The sequence below is a fragment of the Pseudoalteromonas atlantica genome, from assembly GCA_007988745.1.
Taxonomy (GTDB): Bacteria; Pseudomonadota; Gammaproteobacteria; order Enterobacterales; family Alteromonadaceae; genus Pseudoalteromonas; species Pseudoalteromonas atlantica.
This window is the reverse complement of sequence record BJUT01000030.1, coordinates 16602-38476: the sequence shown is the minus strand read 5'-3', so window position 1 is coordinate 38476 and position 21875 is coordinate 16602. Positions and strand designations below refer to the sequence as shown.

Genomic DNA, 21875 nt, shown 5'->3' with positions numbered 1-21875 from the left:
GGCCTATTGACAACATTGGGTTAAATAATAGAGAGATAGTATGTCAACATCCGTATTAATATGTGACGACTCAAAATTAGCGAGGCGCCAGCTAGCCCGCTCTTTACCAGATGACTGGGATATTAAAGTAGAGTTTGCTCAAGATGGTGTTGATTGCATCAAAAAACTAAAAATAATCGAGCCTGAAATCCTTTTTCTTGATTTAAACATGCCTGAAATGGACGGTTACGAAGTCCTTATGGCCATGAAAGAGCAAGGCCTTAATATCCTAACCGTGGTTGTGTCTGGCGATATTCAGCCAAATGCGCACCAACGCGTACTTGAATTAGGCGCCATTGATTTTATCCAAAAACCTTGCTCACCTGAAAAACTTGCCGATATTATTGAGCATCATGGCATTAAAGATAAAGCCATGCGCGAGCGTCTTGCTCATTCTTTAGGTGAACAAGTAGACCCAGATGTGCGCGATATATACCAAGAGCTTACAAATGTCGCTATGGGCCAAGCAGGCGATTTGCTTGCACGGCTTTTGAATGTGTTTGTAGAGCTGCCAATTCCGAATGTGAATGTGCTTGAAGTTAATGAATTGGATATGGCGCTGCAGTCAATTGATAATAATGCTGCCACATCAGGGGTGTGCCAAGGCTTTATTGGCGGTGGCGTATCGGGCGAGGCATTACTTTTATTAAACGACTCAAGCTTTAAAGAAATTGCGTCACTGATGAATTACGACGGTGAGCTGAACGACAAAGTTGAGCTTGAGCTACTTATGGATATTAGTAATATTTTAATAGGCTCAATTTTAACGGGGCTTTCTAAACAGCTAGATATGTCTTTTAGCCAAGGTCATCCCATTGTACTTGGCCAACATCGCGATGTATCTGAATTGGTTAAATCAAATAAATCTCGTTGGCAAAGAACCTTAGCGATAGAAATAAGCTACGGCATCGAAAACCACGATATTAACTGCGATCTTATGCTGTTATTTACCGAAGATTCACTTAAAACTTTGAAATACAAAGTTGCTTACCTATTAGAAGACTAAGTTATGGCCGCTGATTTAGAAATGAATGAGATCCATTGGTTAATGGATATGTTTAACACGGTTGATGTGGGCCTGGTTGTACTGGATAGAAATTATAAAGTGTGTGTGTGGAATGGCTTTATGGAAAACCATTCTGGGCTATTACCAAGTGCTGTAAAAGACAAAGACCTATTTGATTTATTTCCTTCGATTGATGAGAAATGGTTTAGGAGTAAATCAGAGTCTGTATTTGTACTTAAAAACCGCTCTTTTACTATCTGGGAGCAGCAACCTTACATCTTTCGTTTTAAAAACTACCGCCCCATTACCGGTAAAGCAGATTACATGTACCAAAATGCGACCTTTATTCCACTTACCAACACTCTGGGTGAGGTCAGTCATATTTGTATCATTATTTATGATGTTACCGATGTGGCGGTCAATAAAAAAGAATTAGAAGATTTAAATAAGCGTTTAGAGCAAGTAAGCCAAACCGACAGCTTAACGCAACTGTTTAACCGTGGGCATTGGGAAAGCACACTGCACCAAGAGTTTTTACGTGTTAAGCGCAGCGGTGGCAGCAGCACATTATTGATGTTTGATATCGATCATTTTAAAAAAATTAATGATGAGCATGGCCATAGTTGTGGCGATGAAGCGCTACGCCACCTTTCAGAACTGCTACGAACGACGCTTCGCGAAACCGATATAGCAGGGCGTTATGGTGGGGAGGAGTTTGTTGTTACTTTACTCGATACCGACAAGCAAGGCGCAGCAACTTTTGCCGAGCGCATAAGAGCGTTAATAGAAGCCAACCCTTTTGTTTATAAAAACACAAAAATAGAGATGACTGTGAGTGTTGGTTTTGCAGGAAATAGCCCTGACTTTGCAAAACATGAGCGGTGGATTGAAGCCGCTGACAAAGCCCTGTATCACTCAAAAGAGCATGGCCGTAACAGAGTAACCGATTTTGAGGATATACAAAATGACGCATAAGCGTCATTTTTTATGCGCTGCTAAAATTAAAGCAGCGGTAATATTACTGCTAAATTAAAGTAACCAAGGATGCACCTAATTGCGCTGCAAGCTTTGGCAGTCAATACTTAACAAGGGCTTGGTTAAAGTGCCGTTTTTATCAGCCGTTTTATTTACTCTGTAGTATGGCGAGTATCATCTGCTGGGCATTGGCCAAGAGTAGACACATCGCCTGTACTGGTCTCTTGCTCTAATTGAACCTTGAATCCCCATAACCTGTAAAGGTGTTTTAGCACTTCTTTATGCGAGTCAGCAAGGGGGATATTATTGTGAGGAACATAACGCAACGTTAAAGAACGATCGCCTCTAACATCAACATTATATACTTGAATGTTAGGTTCGTGATTACTCAAATTATATTGCTCTGAAAGCGCTTCGCGTACAGCCTGATAACCGCTATCATCATGTATTGCGCCTACTTCTAGATGTGGATTACGGCAGTGATCGACAATAGTAAACAGCTTAAAATCACGAATCAACTTAGGTGATAAAAATTGGCTTATGAAGCTTTCATCTTTAAAGTTTTCCATCGCAAAATGCAGTGTGTCTAGCCAATTAGTGCCTGCATATTCGGGAAACCAGCGTCTATCCTCATCTGTTGGGTTTTCGCAAATACGGCGAATATCCACCATCATATTAAAACCCAATGCATACGGGTTTATACCTGAATAGTAATTGCTGTTATAAGGTGGCTGATAAACCACGTTGGTATGGCTTTGCAAAAACTCCATCATAAAGGAGTCGGTTAATTTACCTTCATCATATAAGTGGTTCAAAATGGTGTAGTGCCAAAAGGTGGCCCAGCCTTCGTTCATCACTTGGGTTTGTTTTTGCGGGTAAAAATATTGCGATATCTTTCGTACAATACGTATTACTTCTCGCTGCCAAGACTCTAATAAAGGCGCGTTTTTCTCAATAAAATATAAAATGTTTTCTTGCGGCTCTTGCGGAAAATGCCTTTCTTGCTTTTTAGCTTCTTGCTGTTGAGCGGGGATAGTGCGCCATAGCTCGTTTACTTGAGATTGCATGTAGTCTTCACGCTCTTTTTGGCGTTTTTGCTCTTCAAAAAGGGAAATTTGCTGCGGGCGTTTATATCTATCTACGCCGTAATTCATCAATGCGTGACACGAATCAATTAAGCTTTCTACTTGTGTAATACCGTATTTTTCTTCGCAGCGGCTAATGTAATTTTTAGCAAACACTAAGTAATCTATGATGGAGTCGGCGTCAGTCCATGTTTTAAATAAGTAGTTTCCTTTAAAAAATGAGTTATGGCCATAACAGGCATGCGCCATAACCAGTGCCTGCATAGGGAGTGTGTTTTCTTCCATTAAATAAGCAATACAGGGGTTTGAATTAATCACAATTTCGTAAGCCAGCCCCATTTGCCCACGCTTATAATTTTGTTCGGTTTGTATAAATTTTTTACCATATGACCAATGGCTGTAGCCTATAGGCATGCCAACGCTTGAATAAGCATCCATCATTTGCTCAGCTGTTATTACCTCAATTTGGTTAGGGTAAGTGTCTAACCGGTAATGCGCTGCAACACGGGCTATTTCAGTTTGGTATTGCTCAAGCAGCTCAAAGGTCCAATCTGGGCCATCGCTAATTCGTTCAGTGCTCATAGTAAACCTCGCTTAGGCTAAGCAGCCCCTTGTTGTTGACGATTTTTTTTAAATAGCTCCCTAAACATAGGGTAAATGTCTTCAACACTTTGAATATGTTGTATTGCAAAGTTGCTATGGGTTTGGGTGATGTTTTGGTATTCGCGCCACAAGCTTTGGTGCGCACGCGTGGTAATTTCTATATAGGCAAAGTAGCGTACCGCATTAAGTAGCTTATTGCGTAATATTTCACCGCAGTGTGGGGTATCGTCTGCCCAGTTATCGCCATCAGATGCTTGCGCTGCGTATATATTCCATTGCTCTGAATCATAGCGCTCTTTTATTATTTCGTTCATTAATTTAAGGGCACTGGAGACAATGGTGCCGCCAGTTTCTTGAGAATAAAAAAACTCTTGTTCGTCGACCTCTTTAGCTTGTGTGTGGTGGCGTATATACACCACCTCAATGTCTTTATAAGTTCGGGTCAAAAATTGATACAGCAAAATATAAAAACGCTTTGCAATGTCTTTTGTGGCCTGATCCATTGAGCCTGATACATCCATAATACAAAACATAACGGCTTTGCTGGTGGGGTGGGGGCGTTTTTCATAATTACGAAAACGTAAGTCGTAATTATCAATAAATGGTACGGCTTTTATTTGCTGTTTAAGTTGCTCAATTTCCTCTTGTAATAATGCAATAATGGCTTGGTCGCTGTCGGTTTGCTCACACTCCATCGCAAGTTGACCTTCAAGCTCTGCTAGGCGTCTTTTTTTACCCGCACTCATGGCGACTCTTCTGGCGAGTGAGCCCTGTAATGAGCGTACTATATCAATATTACTGGGCATACCATCGCTACAAAAACCAGCTCGATGAGTTTTCATTTGTACAAGCTTATCTAGCTGGTTTTCTTGTAAGTTGGGCAGCTCTAGGTCTTCAAAGAGTAAATCAAGGTATTCATCTTTAGAAATAGAAAACACAAAGTCATCTTGGCCTTCGCCTGAATCACTTGCATCGCCATCGCCTGCGCCACCACCTTGGCCGCCTTTAGGGCGCTCAATTTTGTCACCTGTTGAAAATTGATCGTTGCCAGGGTGAATTTGTTCTCTGTCGCCCCCTTTACCTTGGTGAAAAATGGGCTCGCTAATATCTCGTTGCGGGATAGATATACTCTCCCCTGAACTTGAGTCGGTAACGCTGCGTTTATTAACCGCATCAGACACTGCTTCTTTTATTTGCTTTTTATAGCGCCTAATAAAGCGCTGACGATTAAGCGTGCTTTTGTTTTTACCATTTAAGCGTCTATCTATAAAATGCGCCATACTGTTCCCCCTAAACTACATGAAGGTTACTGCGATTTTCTAACCCGTAAATACCACTCAGAAAGTAAACGCACTTGTTTTTGCGTGTAGCCTTTTTCAACCATGCGGTTAACAAAGTCCTCGTGTTTTTGTTGATCCTCAGCGGAGGTTTTTGTATTAAAGGAAATAACAGGGAGTAGATCTTCGGTATTTGAGAACATTTTTTTCTCAATCACAGTGCGTAGTTTTTCGTAGCTTGTCCATAACGGGTTTTTACCATTATTGTGAGCGCGTGCACGTAATACAAAGTTAACTATTTCGTTCCTAAAATCTTTGGGATTAGAAATGCCGGCGGGTTTTTCTATTTTTTCAAGTTCTGCATTTAACGAGGCGCGGTCAAATAACTGTCCTGTATCTGGGTCTCTGTATTCTTGATCTTGTATCCAAAAATCAGCATAAATCACATAGCGGTCAAAAATATTTTGGCCATATTCAGAGTATGACTCTAAATACGCGGTTTGTAACTCTTTACCAATAAACTCAACATATTGCGGAATTAAATAGCCTTTTAAAAAACTTAAATAGCGCTCTTCCACTTCGGCGCTAAATTGTTCACGCTCTATTTGTTGCTCCAAAACATAAAATAAATGCACCGGATTAGCTGCAACCTCGGTGGTATCAAAATTAAATACGCGCGATAAAATCTTAAAAGCAAAACGAGTGGAAAGGCCGGTCATGCCTTCATCTACCCCTGCGTAATCACGATACTCCTGGTAAGACTTTGCTTTAGGGTCGGTATCTTTTAGGGTTTCACCATCATAGACCCGCATTTTTGAGTAAATACTAGAGTTTTCAGGCTCCTTTAATCGAGATAAGGTAGTAAATTGCGCTAACGCTTTAAGCGTACCTGGTGCACACGGTGCGCTGGCAAGTTCACTATGTTGAATAAGTTTGTCGTAAATTTTTATTTCTTCGGTCACGCGCAGGCAATAAGGGACCTTTACAATATAAACACGATCTAAAAACGCTTCATTGTTTTTATTATTTTTGAATGTTTGCCATTCTGACTCATTTGAGTGGGCTAAAATCATGCCGTTAAAGGGCAGAGCGCTAATACCTTCGGTACCGTTGTAGTTACCCTCTTGCGTTGCGGTAAGGAGTGGATGCAGCACCTTGATAGGGGCTTTAAACATTTCTACAAACTCCATTAAACCTTGGTTTGCTAAACATAAAGAGCCTGAGTAAGCGTAGGCATCGGGGTCGTTTTGAGCAAAGTGCTCAAGCTGGCGAATATCTACTTTGCCCACCAATGCTGAAATATCTTGATTATTTTCATCACCGGGTTCGGTTTTGGCTATACCTATTTGATTTAAAATAGAGGGGTAGCGTTTGACGACTCTAAACTGGCTAATATCGCCGTTAAATTCTTTTAATCGTTTACCTGCCCATGGCGACATAATCGTTTTTAAGTAACGTGGTTTAATACCGTATTCTTTTTCGAGAACGCTGGCATCTTCTACTGGGTCAAACAAACTGAGAGGGTGATCGTTTACCGGAGAGCCTTTAATTGAATAGATAGGCACTTGTTGCATTAAATATTTTAGTTTTTCTGCAATTGAAGATTTTCCTCCCCCAACAGGGCCGAGTAAATAAAGGACTTGTTTGCATTCTTCTAGACCTTGAGCCGCATGCTTTAGGTAGGAGACAATTTGTTCTATGGCATCTTCCATGCCGTAAAAGTCTGCAAAGGCAGGGTAGCGTGCAACCACTCTATTAGAAAATAACCGGCTTAAACGTGCATCGGTTGCAGTATCAACCATTTGCGGCTCGCCTATTGCCATAAGTAAACGCTCAGGGGCGCTGGCATAAGCTGATTTGTCATTTTTACAAATTTCTAGAAATTCGCTAATGCTGTATTCTTCTTCTTGTGCTGCTTCGTATCGTGCTTGGTAGTGCTCAAAAATAGTCATAATAACCTCCGAAACCCGCTTTAAAAAGGTGCTTACTTTTTAAAGTTTAGTCAGAGATTGATATTTTTGTGCAATAAAATTAAAAATTTAAGTGAAAAAAGATCATGTGGCTAAATTAGCAATTTCGCGCGTATAAAGGCGGTTTGAATTTTATAAAGGCATAAAAAAAGACGCCGAGGCGTCTTTTTAAATCAGCGTATAATAGCTAATTAAGCGAAGTTAGCGTTCGCGAATTCCCAGTTAACAAGCGCCCAAAAACCTTTAAGGTAATCAGGACGAACGTTACGGTAATCAATGTAGTAAGCGTGTTCCCATAAATCCACAGTTAGGATTGGTGTAACACCTTCGTCTGTAAGCGGCGTTGCTGCGTTAGACGTGTTTACGATATCTAATGAACCGTCAGCTAGTTTAACTAACCATGTCCAGCTAGAACCAAAGTTATTAACCGCTTTGTCGTTTAATGCATCTTTAAACGCGTCAAAAGAGCCCCATTTAGCGTTAATAGCGTCAGCGATAGCACCTGTTGGCTCGCCGCCGCCATTTGGAGATAGACAGTTCCAGTAGAAAGTGTGGTTCCAAATTTGTGCAGCGTTGTTAAATACGCCACCTTCAGATGAACAAACAATCTCTTCTAAAGATTTATTTTCAAATTCAGTACCTGGAATTAAACCGTTTAATTTAACAACGTAAGTGTTGTGGTGCTTACCGTGGTGATACTCAAGAGTTTCTTGTGAAATATGAGGCTCAAGTGCATCAATTGCATATGGTAGTGACGGTAGTTCAAATGCCATTTTTTTATCTCCATCTTCTTTTGGTTGATAACTCGCTTGATAGTACGTAATGCCTGATAGAACAGACCACTTACCTATACCAAACGAAAATATAGTGTTACTATAATTGTTGAGTATTTTACTCAAGTTTAAGCAAACAGCAATGCTATTGCTGAAGACTATTTCAATTGCGGCTTTATTTGCCCATTTTAAGTTATATATCTGTGGCCACAATGATTTATTTTCAAGCCCTAGGTATATCAAGCTATCGTCATTTTGAGGTTGTAGATGGAAACCATTGATAAAATTAAACAGCAGATTTCAGAAAACCCAATTATCCTTTACATGAAAGGGTCGCCTAAATTACCAAATTGTGGTTTTTCTTCACAAGCGTCACAAGCTCTAATGTCATGTGGCGAACCATTTGCCTATGTTGATATTTTACTTAATCCAGATATTCGCGCTGAGTTACCAGCATACGCAAATTGGCCTACTTTCCCACAGCTTTGGGTTGAGGGCGAATTAGTAGGTGGTTGTGACATTATCATTGAAATGTTTCAACGTGGTGAATTACAGCCACTGATCACTGAAACTGCAGCTAAGTATAAAGAAGCTGACGCAGAGTAATTGCTACTTCGCTAGATTATTAAAGCCACGTTTTACGTGGCTTTTTTGTGCCTATATATAACTTTATTACGTCTTAATCTCTTGAACAGCCCATCAGTGGGTGATTAAAACCATTAATCTGTGCTCAATAGTTAGCAAACTCAGCCCTTGCTCCTCGTTTAGGTGCACCTAGTAAGGATAAGTAAGCAACAAAGCTACTTATATAAGCGCGAATTTTAATTAAAATATGAGTTTTATATCAATGCGCAATAAGACGTAATCATTTTGCGGGGCTAAATATGTCGCTATTTGCGCTAAAAAATTATTTTAGAACAAATAAATAGCGAGTTTTTTGCCCAGCTATCAACACGTTTTTCCAGCCTTACGATAGCTCGCTCAATCAAGCGAATTGGTATTAAATAAAAATTCACTACATCTGCACTAAAAACGACACAACAATTAATAACTATACTAATGAACGCTAGAAAAGCGTGATCCTAAACCTCTAATTTATTTAAAACGCATTAAACTATCTAAATGTTAACTGAACCTGTGGGAAATTAGTGAATATTTATTCATTGATTTGGCTCTTTACGTTTACGTAAAGGGTATTGCTTTGACGCCTTTGTTTTTACAAAATGTTAAAATTGACACCAGTGTCATGAAAAAATAACGCGCAAATAAGCGCTAATTGTTAAAACTTATGGGTAAAAAAGAAATCTTGCCTTGAAGTGAGAAATATTCAAGAATGTGAATATGTATTCAAAATAATATTGACTCTATTTACTATAGAGGCTAGTTTTGTGCGTCTGTTAGCAAATCGTCGAGCAGTTCATTCACGTTAACAGTGCAGCAAGGGAGGGGTCTATGTTATACGACTCAACATTAGAAAAAGATAATTGTGGCTTTGGCTTAATAGCCCAAGTAAATGGTCAAGCTAGTCATCGGCTTATTCGTACAGCTATTACTGGACTTGATCGCATGCAGCACCGCGGTGGTATTTCTGCCGATGGTAAAACAGGTGACGGCTGTGGTTTATTACTACAAAAACCTGACAGTTTTTTCCGTGCTATTGCGAGTGAGCATAATTGGCACTTAGGTAAAAATTACGCCGTAGGCATGGTTTTCTTAAATTCAGATCCCGTTTTAGCACAAGCTGCAAAACAGGTTTTATGTGAAGAATTAGAACAAGAAACACTTAAAATACTCGGTTGGCGTGAAGTGCCTACTGACCCTTCAATGCTAGGGCCAATTGCTACACAGCAATTACCTGGTTTTGAGCAAATTTTTGTTAGTGCGCCTGAAGGATGGCGTTCTAAAGATTTAGAGCGACGTTTATATGTAGCACGTCGCCGTGCAGAAAAGCGTTTAGCAGAGGATGAGTCGTTTTATATTGCGAGTTTATCGGGGTTAGTGACTATCTATAAAGGCCTTATGATGCCTGCAGATTTGCCTAACTTTTATTTAGACTTAGCTGATATTCGTATGACCAGCGCTATTTGTGTATTCCATCAGCGTTTTTCTACTAATACCCAGCCGCGTTGGCCTTTAGCACAACCATTTAGGTATTTAGCGCATAATGGTGAAATTAATACCATTGAAGGTAACCGCCAATGGGCTCGTGCACGTTCGTATAAGTTTTCATCGCCACTTATTCCTGATTTACAAAGCGCAGCGCCGTTTGTAAACGAAACCGGCTCTGACTCTTCAAGCTTAGATAACATGCTGGAGCTGTTTTTAGCCGGTGGCATGGATTTATTCCGTGCTATGCGTATGCTTGTGCCACCTGCATGGCAGAAAAACCGTGCTATGGATGATGATTTACGCGCATTTTACGACTTTAACTCTATGCATATGGAACCGTGGGATGGCCCTGCGGGCATTGTTATGTCTGATGGGCGTTTTGCAGCCTGTAACCTTGACAGAAATGGCCTGCGTCCAGCGCGCTATGTTATTACCCAAGATGGCTTTATTACACTTGCCTCTGAGGTAGGGATTTGGGATTACACTGCAGATGAAGTGGTCGAAAAAGGCCGTGTAGGACCAGGTGAGCTGTTAGTAATTGATACTAAATTAGGCAAGATTTGGCACTCAGACGAAATCGACCAAGATCTAAAATCGCGTCATCCTTATAAGTCATGGCTTGAAGAAAACGTTAAACGTTTAACCCCGTTTGAAGAGCTTACCGAGCAAGATGCGGGTAATCGCTCATTTGATGACGAAACACTTGCTAAATACCAAAAAATGTTTGGTTACACTAACGAAGAGCTCGATAGTGTTATTCGCGTAATGGGTGAAAACGGCCAAGAAGCAACTGGCTCTATGGGTGATGACACACCATTTGCAGTACTAAGCGAAGGGCATCGTTCATTGTACGATTACTTCCGCCAAAAGTTTGCACAAGTGACTAACCCGCCAATCGACCCGCTGCGTGAAAACCACGTAATGTCACTGGCAACGTGTATTGGTAGTGAGCAAAATGTATTTAATGAAACCACAGGCCACGCTAAGCGCCTACAGTTTGATACGCCAATTTTAATGTATGCAGACATGCAGCAGCTACTAAATGCCGATGACGAGCATTACAGCTACTGTAAAATTGATATTACATACACAGCAGAGGAAGGTTTAGAAAAAGCGGTTGCACGTATTTGCGACGCTGCACAAGAAAAAGCAGCAGCCGGCTGTGTAATGCTTATTTTATCTGACCGTAACTTTAGCGAAACCCAATTACCAATTCCTGCTGCTATGGCGGTAGGTGCTGTACAAAAACGTTTAGTAGATAATAACTTACGTTGTGAGTCTAATATTATTATTGAAACGGGTAGCGTACGCGATGCACACCAATTTGCCGTATTACTTGGTTTTGGTGCAACCGCAATTTACCCATACCTTGCATACGAGTCACTGGTTGCGATGAGCGACAGTAAAGTGATTGATAAATCGTACTGCGAAGTGACGCTTTCGTACCGAAAAGCCATTAATAAAGGCTTGTACAAAATTATGTCTAAGATGGGCATAAGCACAATTGCATCGTACCGTTGTTCAATGCTTTTTGAAGCGGTTGGTCTATCTGATGCTATGGTAGAAATGTGCTTTAAAGGTGTGGCAAGTCGTATTAAAGGCGCCTGTTTTAGCGATTTTGATATTGATCAGCAAAAGCTTCATAAACTTGCTTTTAGTAAACGTAAGTTACTGAACCATGGCGGTTTATTAAAATACGTTCACGGTGGTGAATACCACGCTTACAACCCAGATGTTATTCAAACGCTACAAAAGGCCGTACGTTCAGGCGATTATAAAGACTACGCAGCCTATGCTGATTTAGTTAATAACCGTCCTATTGCAACGCTGCGCGATATGTTAGCGCTTAAATTACCTGAAAAAGGCATTAGCATTGATGATGTTGAGCCGGCTGAATTTTTATACCAGCGCTTTGACTCTGCAGCTATGAGTATTGGTGCACTTTCGCCAGAGGCGCATGAAGCGCTTGCCATTGCAATGAACCGCTTAGGCGGGTGTTCAAATTCTGGTGAAGGCGGCGAAGATAAGCTGCGCTACAACACCGAGAAAAACTCACGTATTAAACAAGTTGCCTCGGGTCGTTTTGGTGTAACGCCGCACTACCTTCGTAATGCTGATGTAATTCAAATTAAAGTGGCGCAGGGTGCTAAACCTGGCGAAGGCGGGCAGTTACCAGGCGAAAAAGTAACGCCGTATATTGCAAAGCTTCGTTATTCGGTACCCGGTGTAACATTAATTTCACCACCACCGCATCACGATATTTACTCAATTGAAGATTTAGCCCAGCTAATATTTGATTTAAAACAAGTAAACCCAGAAGCGATGATATCGGTGAAGTTAGTATCTGAGCCGGGTGTAGGCACAATTGCCACAGGCGTAGCTAAAGCGTACGCCGACTTAATTACTATCTCAGGTTACGATGGTGGTACCGGTGCAAGCCCATTAACGTCAGTTAAATACGCGGGTAGCCCGTGGGAGCTTGGCCTTGCAGAAACCCAGCAAGCGCTTGTTGAAAATGGTCTTCGTCACCGTATTCGCCTGCAAACAGATGGTGGTTTAAAAACAGGTTTAGATATCATTAAAGCCGCTATTTTAGGTGCAGAGAGCTTTGGCTTTGGTACAGGCCCAATGGTGGCGCTAGGTTGTAAATACTTACGTATTTGTCATTTAAATAACTGTGCGACCGGTGTTGCAACGCAAGATGAAACACTTCGTCAAAAGCATTACCACGGCTTACCAGAAATGGCGATGAACTACTTTAAGTTTATAGCCCAAGAAGCACGTGAAATTATGGCAAGCTTAGGTGTTGCTAATCTAACTGACTTAATTGGTCGTTTAGACTTATTAGAAGCGATTGAAGGTAAAACAGCGAAGCAAAAGAAAATAGATTTATCGTCTGTGATTGCTCAGCCAAATAACCCAACGGGCGAAACCTTATTTTGTAGCGCACCAAATAGCTCGCACTATTTAGGCGAACTTAACGAAGCGTTACTAGGTAAAGCGCAACAAGCGATTGATACCTCATCGGGTATTTCGCTCGTGAGCCGTATATGTAATACAGACCGTTCAGTGGGCGCAATGCTGTCGGGTTACATAGCCTCTAAGCACGGCAATCAAGGTATGGCTGCAGATCCAGTATCTATTGAACTACATGGTACAGCAGGGCAATCATTTGGTGTTTGGAATGCCGGTGGCCTTGAAATGACCCTTATTGGCGATGCAAACGACTACGTGGGTAAAGGCATGGCTGGTGGTAAGCTTGTTATACGTCCACCACTGGGATCATCGTTTGAAAGTCATAAAGCAACCATTGCTGGTAACACATGTTTGTACGGTGCTACGGGTGGTAAGTTATTTGCCGCAGGCTGTGCTGGTGAGCGTTTTGCAGTGCGTAACTCTGGCGTGCAAGCCGTTGTTGAAGGCGTAGGTGATAACGGCTGTGAATACATGACTGGCGGCGTTGTATGTGTGCTAGGTAATGTAGGCGTTAACTTTGGTGCGGGTATGACAGGTGGTTTTGCTTATATTTTAGATGAGCGAAGTGACTTTGAAAAACGCATTAATCCAGAGCTTGTAGAAGTAGTAACACTTGATGATTTAAGTTCGCACCAAGAGCATCTGCGTGGCCTAATTGCCGAGCATTTAGAGCTTACGGGTTCATGTCGAGCAGAAACCATTTTAGCTAATTTTGAACTGTACTTACCTATGTTCAAACTAGTTAAACCAAAATCAAGTGATGTAAAAAGTTTACTCGGGCACCGCGCTCGCAGTAGCGCAGAACTTCGTGTTCAAGCGCAATAAGGGGGCAGTATGAGCGAAAATGTATATCAATTTATAGACGTGCAGCGTGTTGATCCGCGCAAAAAACCAATCTCGTCGCGTAAAAAATCTTTCGTGGAAATTTACGAACCCTTTTCTGAGAATCAGGTAAATTCACAAGCTGACCGTTGTTTAGATTGTGGTAACCCTTACTGTGAATGGAAATGCCCAGTGCATAACTACATTCCACAATGGTTAAAACTAATTAGAACTGGCCGTATTTTAGAAGCGGCTGAGCTTTCTCATCGTACAAACAGCTTGCCTGAAGTGTGTGGACGCGTATGTCCACAAGACAGACTGTGTGAAGGTTCATGTACGCTTGATGAAGAGTTTGGCGCAGTAACGATAGGTAATATTGAAAAATACATTACCGATACCGCATTTAAAATGGGCTGGAAACCAGACATGTCATACGTGACATGGACGGATAAAAAAGTAGCTATTATTGGTGCGGGTCCGGCTGGTTTAGGGTGTGCAGATATTTTAGTGCGTAACGGTGTAAAGCCAGTGGTTTTTGACCGTCACCCAGAAATTGGCGGATTACTTACTTTTGGTATCCCTTCTTTCAAACTTGAAAAAGAAGTAATGCAAAAGCGCCGTGAAATTTTCACCGAAATGGGTGTGGAATTTAAGCTAAACGTTGAAGTGGGTGTAGATATCACTATGGACGAAATTTTAGCTGACTACGACGCGGTATTTTTAGGTGTAGGTACATATCAGAGTATGCGTGCTGGTCTTGAAAACGAAGACGCGCCAGGCGTACACGACGCACTGCCATTTTTAATTGGTAACACAAATCGCGTTATGGGTTACGATGAAAAAAACCAAGCGTGCATTGATATGGCCAATCAAAAGGTTGTGGTACTTGGCGGTGGTGATACCGCGATGGACTGTGTGCGAACGTCTATTCGCCAAAATGCAGCTAAAGTAACCTGTGCTTATCGTCGTGATGAAGAAAATATGCCTGGCTCTAAGCGTGAAGTTAAAAACGCTAAAGAAGAAGGTGTAAACTTTACCTTTAATGTACAGCCAACGGGTATTGTACTTGATGATAATGGTCATGTTGCAGGCGTTAAAATGGTTAAAACACAACTGGGTGAGCCTGATGAAAACGGCCGTAGCCGAGCAGAAGTTGTACCAGGCTCTGAGCACGTACTTGAGGCAGACCAGGTTATTATGGCGTTTGGCTTTAAACCACACAAAATGGACTGGTTAGAAAAGTATGATGTAGAAATTAACCACTGGGGCGGCATTAACGCACCAGAGCAAGGTGAATTTACTCATCAAACAACTAATCCGAAAATATTTGCAGGTGGCGATATAGTGCGAGGCTCTGATTTAGTGGTAACGGCTATTTTTGAAGGGCGTAACGCTGCTGAAGGTATTATGGATTATTTAGAGGTTTAATTATCTCGTTAAGTTTTAAATATAATAAAGGCAAGCCAACTGGCTTGCTTTTTTTTAGCTTTTTACAAATGAAAAAGTATTAAAAAATTGTCATTAACCAATAATTAACGTGTAAATCTTGCTTAAAGTACTATTTCAGTACAAACTTGCTGCTAACTTCTTTTTTAAATCCTCGGAAAATGGGCTTTTAAAGCTCGCTTGCAAATAAAAAATAATAATATGAATGCATACTCAGACAACAGAGAAAGAAAGCTAATTGTTCGCTTTTTTTCGACCATCGGATTTATAGCTACCTTCGCTATGGCGTGTAATGCATTGTCTAATGCTGATGTAGTGCTTGGTATTATGCTGCTAGTTTCAGCTGGTTTTTATGCGTGGGCTTTTAGCCTTTACCGCGCAGTCGAAAAATCAGCAACCACCATTTTATATAACCTTTACTGTTTAATGCTGTATTTAGTGATCTCGGGCGGAGCTGAAGGTACTGGGCCAATTTGGATATTTATTGTATCACCGGTGACTTACTCTATTAGAGGCCTTAAAAAAGGAACATTTGATATTGTTGCCTTTTTATTTGCCGTGATCGCCGGCTTTATTATTACAGATAACTTTAATATTTATGATTATCAGCCTGAAGCACTTCCACTAAGGGTGGTCATTTCTTTTATTATTGTTGCTTTATTAAGTGGTTTTTATGAGCGCTCACGCGAAAAATACAATGAAAAAATAGTCGCGCTGAGTCAAAAAAATGAGCGCCTTGCCACAATAGATCACTTAACTGATTTACCTAACAGACGTTTTATGATGAAAGAACTTGCTGAGCTTAAACATCTTCATAAAAAAAATAAGCAGCCGTATGTAATTTTGCTAGCTGATGTTGATAATTTCAAAAACATTAATGATAACTACGGCCACGACTTTGGTGATGAAGCGTTAACCCAACTTGCCAATATTTTAAAAAAGAGCATGCCAAAGCAAGGTATTGCTTCTCGGTGGGGCGGTGAAGAGTTTTTAATTGCACTACCAAACAGCGACAAAGATCAGGGGCAAAGTATTGCAGAAAAAATTCATGCAGAATTACAAAAAAATCCAGTGCGCATGAGTGGGAAATCGGTGGTATTAACTATAAGTATGGGGCTTGTGCAAAGCCAGTTAGATACAACCATAGCCCAAGACATAAAGCTTGCCGACGAGCGATTATACAAAGCAAAAGAGCAAGGTAAAAATAGAACTTGCTCTTAACGCTTGTGTTAGTTAATCCATAGAAAAACTATCAAGGTTGGGGCGGCTTTTACTTTTTCGCCGCTGTAAACTTAAATAGCACATTGCACAGCACAGTATCTGTGCTAATAAAAGTAACCATTGATTATTAGCCACTATGTTGCCAATAATAAACCACTGCCAAACACTCACCGTTACTTGATAAACCAATATAAGTTTTAAAAAGCTAAAGAGTTTTAGCTTAAATTCTGCGTGCTTAAACTTACTAAACCCGATAAGTAAAAAGCTCAAAACAACAAGTAGCCACCCAGTAACATGGCAAAAATTTATCAGCATGCTTTGCATTTAAAACGTCTCTCCACTGTTGTAGCAAAAGTATAACTTAGGCGTGCGCCATAATAAGCTCTTTAGCATTTGCTTTAGCGGTTTTACTTATATTATCGCCACCGAGTAAGCGTGCAATTTCATTAATACGGCCGTCTTTATTTAGGCTGAGCATTTGAGTAAAGGTTTCGCCTTGTGCTATTTCTTTTGCTACAAAAAACTGCTGATGCGCACTACTTGCAACCTGGGGTAAATGGGTTACACAAATAACCTGTGTTGATTTTCCTAGTTGGCGTAGTAACTTCCCTACAGAGGAGGCGGTAGGACCTGATATACCTACATCCACTTCGTCAAAAATAAGCGTTGGCGTTGTCACTTTTTGGGCAATGATCACCTGTATGGCAAGGCTAATACGCGACAGCTCACCACCCGAGGCAACTTTAGCTAAAGGTTGTAATGGCTGCCCAGGGTTAGTAGAGACCAAAAACGAGACGCTATCAAAACCTAATGCATTGGGTTGGCGCTCAGCTTCTTGGGTAAGCTGAATTTCAAAGACCCCATTTTCCATTGATAAATTAGCCATGCTTTCACTAATTAATTGATTTAATGTATTAGCATATTTATGGCGACTTTCGCTTAGCTGATCACTGGCGTGCTGGTATGCACTTAGCGCATTAGTTATTTCATCGTCTAATTGCGCCAAACGTGAGCTATTGTTACTAATTGACTCTAGCTCTTGTGTTAAACTTTGATGAAACTCAACCAGCTCTTGAGGCTTTATATGATGCTTACGGGCTAAGTCCATCGCGCCACTTAAGCGCGCTTCTACTTCTGTTAATCTTGCAGGGTCTAAGTCGGCCTGCTCTGCGTAGTTTCTTACTTCTCTGCTTGCTTCTTCAACTTGCACTGCGGCTTCATCTAATAATGCAGCTACACTTGCTAAGCTTTCGTCATAATTTGCAAGCTCGGCAAATTGTTGAGCGCTGTGTTGCAGCATTGAACAGGCATTTTGCTCATCACTTTCGTATAAATGCTGAAGTTCGCGCTGGCAGGCTTCTAAAATGGTTTGGCTATTACTTAGCTTGTAATGTTCGGCCTCTATTTGTTCAAACTCGCCGTCTTGTAAGGCAAACTCATCTAATTCGGCAACTTGGTATTCGAGTAATTGTTTTTGAGCGGCTTGTTGTAATTGCTGTTGCTCAAGCTGTTTAAATTCTTTTTGCAGGTTTGCATATAATTTAAAGCTTTGGCTAACCGCTTTTACAAGCTGGTTGTGGCCTGCGTAGGCGTCAAGCAGTTGCAGCTGGTGTTCAGCTTTTAAAAGGTGTTGATGAGCGTGCTGTCCGTGTATAGAAATTAAATACTGTCCCAGCTCTTTAAGTTGAGCTGCTGTAACAGCGCTGCCATTAATATAGCTTTTGCTGCGGCCATTTTTACATACAACGCGCCTAAGTAGGCATTCGTTGTCGTTACTCGTTAGCATGTGTTGTTCTAAAAATGCTTTAGCAAGAGGAAGGGCAGTTAAATCAAATTGTGCGCACACTTCTGCTTTATCTGTGCCAGGGCGAACCGCCGACGCTTCAGCGCGCTCGCCTAAACACAGTGAAAGTGCATCAATGGCAATCGATTTACCCGCGCCGGTTTCACCCGTGATCGCCGTCATGCCGTTATGCCACTCAGTGCTTAAGTTACTTACAATTGCAAAATTTTTAATTTCTAAACCAATTAACATACTGTTCATCCATCCAGTGAATTAACTGTTAATTTATACAGTGTTTAGGTTTTTTGCAAATTAATTTTTTACTTTTTAAGCAACACTCGCATTTTGAGAAAACTGCGCATCAGAGTCAGTACTTTCATCAGAAGGTGTTTCGTCAGTATTTTCAATGCTTTCGCTTGGGTTTACAGGTGTGTCAGTTTTAATTTGTACAATCAATGAGGGTAAAATTTCATGATAAAACGCTTTATTATATAGTATGCCTTGCTGGGGTAACTCACTCACAAAGTACTGTATATTATCTTGAAGCGCTTGGGCGTTTTCACTTTGCAGTGCTTTTTGAAACTCAATCGAAAGCGTGCTCACTAAGCTGTCGCTAATATCTTCTAAATGTTGCAGGTTTTCATCAGTATGGGGCTGAACCACAAAAAAATTGGCCACAATTGCCTGAATTTGCGCTACATACTTAGGTCTTATTATTTTGGCTTCTAATAAATTGTTTAGCTTGGTTTTGAGGCGAGTGTTTACTTGGGCAACACGTTCGTTAAATTGTTTTTTCTTGGTTTCTAACGCTTTTTTTCTATTGTTTTCAACTCTAATATAAGCGCCAAGCAAAGTGATAAGTAATAACAAAGCAAAGATAACAACATAAGTCATTGCTAGATATTCCTAGTTTGATTAATTTTTATTTGTCTTGTATTTTGCGCTAAAGCACTACGCTTGGCAATAAAATTAGTATAAACGGCTGCCCCAATTAAGTTTAGTACGTAAAACGTTGTAGTAAGAGTAGTTTTTTGGGTGAATTAAGCGCAGTTTTCTGTCGGCTTTTTTAATAACCACTTCATCGCCGGGTAAAACGGCAAGCACTACATGGCTATCGCAACTGACTTGTAAGCTGTCGGTGTTCTCAAGGCTTAACTTTAAGCGTACTTCGTTATCAGCATCAACCACTAAGGGTCTGCTTGATAATGTATGAGGAAACATAGGCACTAACGAAATTGCATTAAGCTCAGGTGTTAAAATGGGCCCGCCACCCGATAAAGAATAAGCTGTAGAGCCGGTAGGGGTTGATACAATTAAGCCATCAGAGCGCTGAGAAAACACAAAGTCATTATTAATAAAAGCTTCAAACTCAATCATGTGGGCAACTTTGTCGGCGTGAAGCACCGCTTCGTTAACGGCTGAATTCGCACTTTTAAGTTCGTTATGGCGGTATACTTCTACCTCGAGCAAAAAGCGTTTTTCTTCTAAATATTCGCCGCTTAACACTTGCTCTAGGCTACCTTCAAAGCCCTCTGGGTTTAAGTCGGTTAAAAACCCTAAATTACCTCTGTTTACGCCTATTACAGCTACGTCAAAGCGTGCCAGTACGCGAGCAGCACCAAGCATATTGCCATCACCCCCTACAACAATAGCAAGGTCGGCTTGCTCGCCTAAGCTAACAAGGTCAACTTGATGAGTATCAGGGACATCCGATAACTGCCCACCGGTGCGCTTTTCTACAATCACGGTAAAGCCAAGAGCCGATAAAAAAGTATGTAAACGCTGTAACGTAGCCGCAGCTTTAGGATGGTTTGGTTTACCTATAAGGCCAATAGTTTTAAACGGTGAGTGCATAACGGCTGCAATAAAAAGTAATAATATTTTTGTAGGGTAACTCAAAACAGAAGTGTTTGAAAACACAGATTTACCAATATGATAATGATTCAATTACGCCTGTATATTGCCAAGCTCACCTAAGAGCTGATTATTGGCTCAACAGATTAAATTACCCCTTTAATTTTTGTATTTAATGCTTAAAAATAGTTGCAGCAGTGTTTTATTGTAATGCATGCAACAACATATTCACTTAAAGCGTGCTTTAGGCTTGAATTTGTTTTAACTGCCCCGATATCTCTTTCATGCAACAAGATGTAGATAACATGAATATAAACCCGCGAGATCAACAAATTTTTTCAGCAGTGATGAGCCTTTATTGTAATGGTGAAGGGTTACCCGTTCCATCAACAAAAATAGCGAAGCAAAAAGGCATGGCGGTTTGTTCTGCCACGGTACGAAATGCTATGGCGCGACTTGAAAAAGTAGGCTTGTTATATTCCCCTCATACATCGGCAGGGCGTGTGCCTACAAACCAAGGGTTTGATTATTGGTTTGATGAGTTTTTTCCGTTAGCTGAAATAGCTAATTACTGGCAGCCACAACAAGCACAACTTGTGGAGCTGGCCCATGGATTAAGTAAAAAGTACCAAGTATGTTGTTGTGTAGGCTTACCCCAAGCAAGCTCGCAACAAGTGTTTAGAGTAGAAGTACTTGAGTTTGATTCTAACGATTGGCTTGTACTTCTAATAGATAGAGCAGGGCAAAGCCACAATATTTGTATCAACAAACCTGATGATTCCTCAGATGCCGTGCGTTATCAATTTGCAACTTGGTTAAACACAGTATTTAGCCAACAAACCTTAATGGAAGGTTTGTACAGAATGCAAGCAATGGCAAACACCGCACCGCGTAATTGCCATGACTCACTGACACAGTGGACGCGCCAGCTTAGTCATAAGCTTGGATCAGATAACAGTATTGTAGTAGGCGAAAACTATTTATATAAAAAGGTCGATTGCGAACAAAGCTTAAATATTGGCGTTTCATTTTTAAATTTTGTCGAAGATAAACTCGCATTTAAAAACGGTGTATCAGTTTTAAACACTGAAAACTTACCGTTTACAGAGTGCAATGAGCTGATAGTAATTAGTGTGCCGTACTTTCAAAATCAAGAGTATCAAAGCCGTTTTTGCGTAATTTGCCCTAAATCGGCGCAAATTGAACAATTAATCCAAGAATTTAAATTATTAGAGCCATCTAACTCTTGAATCTTTTTATTCAATCCCCATAATTACCGCAGTTGTAAAGAATTGGAGCACGTATTTTATGTCTGAGCAGACACAAAACCCAGAGCAAGAAGTAGAACTAAACGAAGAAGTAGCTCAAATGGAAGCTGATGTTGAAGCAGCAGTAGAAGCCGCAGAGCAACACGAAGCAGACCAAGAGCAAAGCCCTGAAGCTGAAATTGCAATGCTATACGCAGAGCTTGAAGCTGCTAAGCAAACCATTGCGGATCAAAAAGACAGCGTTGTACGCGCCGCCGCAGATGTAGATAACATTCGTCGTCGTGCTGCACAAGATGTAGAAAAAGCACATAAATTTGCACTGGAAAAGTTTGCTAACGAATTACTTCCAGTAATCGATAACCTAGAGCGCGCTATTGAGTTTTCTGATAAAGAAAACGAAACCCTAAAGCCATTGCTTGAAGGTATTGATATGACAGTTAAAAGCTTTAACGATGCGGTTGCAAAGTTTGGCGTTGAAATTGTTAACCCACAAGGTGAGCAATTCAATCCAGAATTCCACCAAGCAATGTCTATCCAACCAAGTAACGATGTTTCACCAAACACGGTACTTGCAGTAATGCAAAAAGGATACACATTAAATGGTCGTTTATTACGCCCTGCAATGGTTATGGTATCTAAAGCAGCAGACGCTTAATTAGTCACTGTTT

At 40.8% G+C, this 21875-nt stretch carries 15 protein-coding genes; 8 read left to right on the top strand and 7 right to left on the bottom strand.

Annotation, left to right across the window (positions count from 1 at the left end; genetic code table 11):
* The first annotated feature begins 40 nt into the window (after window positions 1-40).
* Window positions 41-1045 (top strand): response regulator, encoded by a 1005-nt coding sequence (locus PAT01_RS12835; RefSeq protein ID WP_004588116.1) that lies wholly within the window; start codon window positions 41-43, stop codon window positions 1043-1045.
* A gap of 3 nt (window positions 1046-1048) precedes the next feature.
* On the top strand, window positions 1049-2020 hold the full coding sequence (locus PAT01_RS12830) for a sensor domain-containing diguanylate cyclase (RefSeq protein ID WP_138578725.1): 972 nt from the start codon (window positions 1049-1051) through the stop codon (window positions 2018-2020).
* 152 nt (window positions 2021-2172) lie between these two features.
* Here the strand turns inward: PAT01_RS12830 and PAT01_RS12825 are convergent, their stop codons facing one another.
* The 4 genes from PAT01_RS12825 to PAT01_RS12810 form a co-directional block, all read right to left on the bottom strand.
* Window positions 2173-3687 carry a SpoVR family protein gene (locus PAT01_RS12825; protein ID WP_138578723.1) on the bottom strand — a complete coding sequence of 505 codons (1515 nt, stop codon included), beginning with the start codon at window positions 3685-3687 and terminating at the stop codon, window positions 2173-2175.
* Window positions 3688-3704: 17 nt separating this feature from the next.
* Window positions 3705-4988 carry a YeaH/YhbH family protein gene (locus PAT01_RS12820; RefSeq protein ID WP_138578721.1) on the bottom strand — a complete coding sequence of 428 codons (1284 nt, stop codon included), beginning with the start codon at window positions 4986-4988 and terminating at the stop codon, window positions 3705-3707.
* A gap of 26 nt (window positions 4989-5014) precedes the next feature.
* Window positions 5015-6937: a PrkA family serine protein kinase gene (locus PAT01_RS12815; RefSeq protein ID WP_024033371.1), complete on the bottom strand. Its 1923-nt coding sequence runs from the start codon at window positions 6935-6937 to the stop codon at window positions 5015-5017.
* A gap of 209 nt (window positions 6938-7146) precedes the next feature.
* On the bottom strand, window positions 7147-7728 hold the full coding sequence (locus tag PAT01_RS12810) for a Fe-Mn family superoxide dismutase (protein ID WP_004588111.1): 582 nt from the start codon (window positions 7726-7728) through the stop codon (window positions 7147-7149).
* A 267-nt stretch (window positions 7729-7995) separates the two neighbouring features.
* Here PAT01_RS12810 and PAT01_RS12805 point away from each other — a divergent pair, with 267 nt between their 5' ends.
* From PAT01_RS12805 to PAT01_RS12790, 4 genes are all read left to right on the top strand, one after another.
* Window positions 7996-8334, top strand: coding sequence for a Grx4 family monothiol glutaredoxin (locus PAT01_RS12805; RefSeq protein WP_004588110.1), 339 nt, complete (start codon window positions 7996-7998; stop codon window positions 8332-8334).
* 846 nt (window positions 8335-9180) lie between these two features.
* On the top strand, window positions 9181-13638 hold the full coding sequence (gene gltB, locus PAT01_RS12800; RefSeq protein WP_138578719.1) for a glutamate synthase large subunit: 4458 nt from the start codon (window positions 9181-9183) through the stop codon (window positions 13636-13638).
* A gap of 9 nt (window positions 13639-13647) precedes the next feature.
* On the top strand, window positions 13648-15063 hold the full coding sequence (locus PAT01_RS12795; protein WP_004588108.1) for an FAD-dependent oxidoreductase: 1416 nt from the start codon (window positions 13648-13650) through the stop codon (window positions 15061-15063).
* Between the two features lie 219 nt (window positions 15064-15282).
* Entirely contained in the window at window positions 15283-16302 is a 1020-nt protein-coding gene (locus tag PAT01_RS12790) for a GGDEF domain-containing protein (RefSeq protein ID WP_248531675.1), read from the top strand.
* A 361-nt stretch (window positions 16303-16663) separates the two neighbouring features.
* Here the strand turns inward: PAT01_RS12790 and recN are convergent, their stop codons facing one another.
* From recN to nadK, 3 genes are all read right to left on the bottom strand, one after another.
* Window positions 16664-18337 carry a DNA repair protein RecN gene (gene recN / locus PAT01_RS12780; protein WP_138578715.1) on the bottom strand — a complete coding sequence of 558 codons (1674 nt, stop codon included), beginning with the start codon at window positions 18335-18337 and terminating at the stop codon, window positions 16664-16666.
* A gap of 75 nt (window positions 18338-18412) precedes the next feature.
* A complete protein-coding gene (locus PAT01_RS12775) occupies window positions 18413-18979 on the bottom strand; it encodes a hypothetical protein (protein WP_138578713.1) in 567 nt (188 codons plus the stop codon).
* Between the two features lie 75 nt (window positions 18980-19054).
* A complete protein-coding gene (gene nadK, locus PAT01_RS12770) occupies window positions 19055-19939 on the bottom strand; it encodes an NAD(+) kinase (protein ID WP_004588103.1) in 885 nt (294 codons plus the stop codon).
* A gap of 284 nt (window positions 19940-20223) precedes the next feature.
* Here nadK and PAT01_RS12765 point away from each other — a divergent pair, with 284 nt between their 5' ends.
* Together PAT01_RS12765 and grpE are read left to right on the top strand one after the other, a co-directional pair.
* The gene (locus PAT01_RS12765; protein ID WP_054983110.1) at window positions 20224-21189 is read left to right on the top strand and encodes an HrcA family transcriptional regulator; all 966 of its coding nucleotides are present in this window, start codon (window positions 20224-20226) and stop codon (window positions 21187-21189) included.
* A gap of 58 nt (window positions 21190-21247) precedes the next feature.
* A complete protein-coding gene (gene grpE / locus PAT01_RS12760) occupies window positions 21248-21862 on the top strand; it encodes a nucleotide exchange factor GrpE (RefSeq protein ID WP_024033377.1) in 615 nt (204 codons plus the stop codon).
* Window positions 21863-21875: the final 13 nt, after the last annotated feature.

Coding starts and splice junctions, on each gene's coding strand:
- PAT01_RS12835 (WP_004588116.1), top strand. CDS start 41: ATGTCAACATCCGTATTAATATGTGACGACTCAAAATTAGCGAGGCGC.
- PAT01_RS12830 (WP_138578725.1), top strand. CDS start 1,049: ATGGCCGCTGATTTAGAAATGAATGAGATCCATTGGTTAATGGATATG.
- PAT01_RS12825 (WP_138578723.1), bottom strand. CDS start 3,687: ATGAGCACTGAACGAATTAGCGATGGCCCAGATTGGACCTTTGAGCTG.
- PAT01_RS12820 (WP_138578721.1), bottom strand. CDS start 4,988: ATGGCGCATTTTATAGATAGACGCTTAAATGGTAAAAACAAAAGCACG.
- PAT01_RS12815 (WP_024033371.1), bottom strand. CDS start 6,937: ATGACTATTTTTGAGCACTACCAAGCACGATACGAAGCAGCACAAGAA.
- PAT01_RS12810 (WP_004588111.1), bottom strand. CDS start 7,728: ATGGCATTTGAACTACCGTCACTACCATATGCAATTGATGCACTTGAG.
- PAT01_RS12805 (WP_004588110.1), top strand. CDS start 7,996: ATGGAAACCATTGATAAAATTAAACAGCAGATTTCAGAAAACCCAATT.
- gltB (WP_138578719.1), top strand. CDS start 9,181: ATGTTATACGACTCAACATTAGAAAAAGATAATTGTGGCTTTGGCTTA.
- PAT01_RS12795 (WP_004588108.1), top strand. CDS start 13,648: ATGAGCGAAAATGTATATCAATTTATAGACGTGCAGCGTGTTGATCCG.
- PAT01_RS12790 (WP_248531675.1), top strand. CDS start 15,283: ATGAATGCATACTCAGACAACAGAGAAAGAAAGCTAATTGTTCGCTTT.
- recN (WP_138578715.1), bottom strand. CDS start 18,337: ATGTTAATTGGTTTAGAAATTAAAAATTTTGCAATTGTAAGTAACTTA.
- PAT01_RS12775 (WP_138578713.1), bottom strand. CDS start 18,979: ATGACTTATGTTGTTATCTTTGCTTTGTTATTACTTATCACTTTGCTT.
- nadK (WP_004588103.1), bottom strand. CDS start 19,939: ATGCACTCACCGTTTAAAACTATTGGCCTTATAGGTAAACCAAACCAT.
- PAT01_RS12765 (WP_054983110.1), top strand. CDS start 20,224: ATGCAACAAGATGTAGATAACATGAATATAAACCCGCGAGATCAACAA.
- grpE (WP_024033377.1), top strand. CDS start 21,248: ATGTCTGAGCAGACACAAAACCCAGAGCAAGAAGTAGAACTAAACGAA.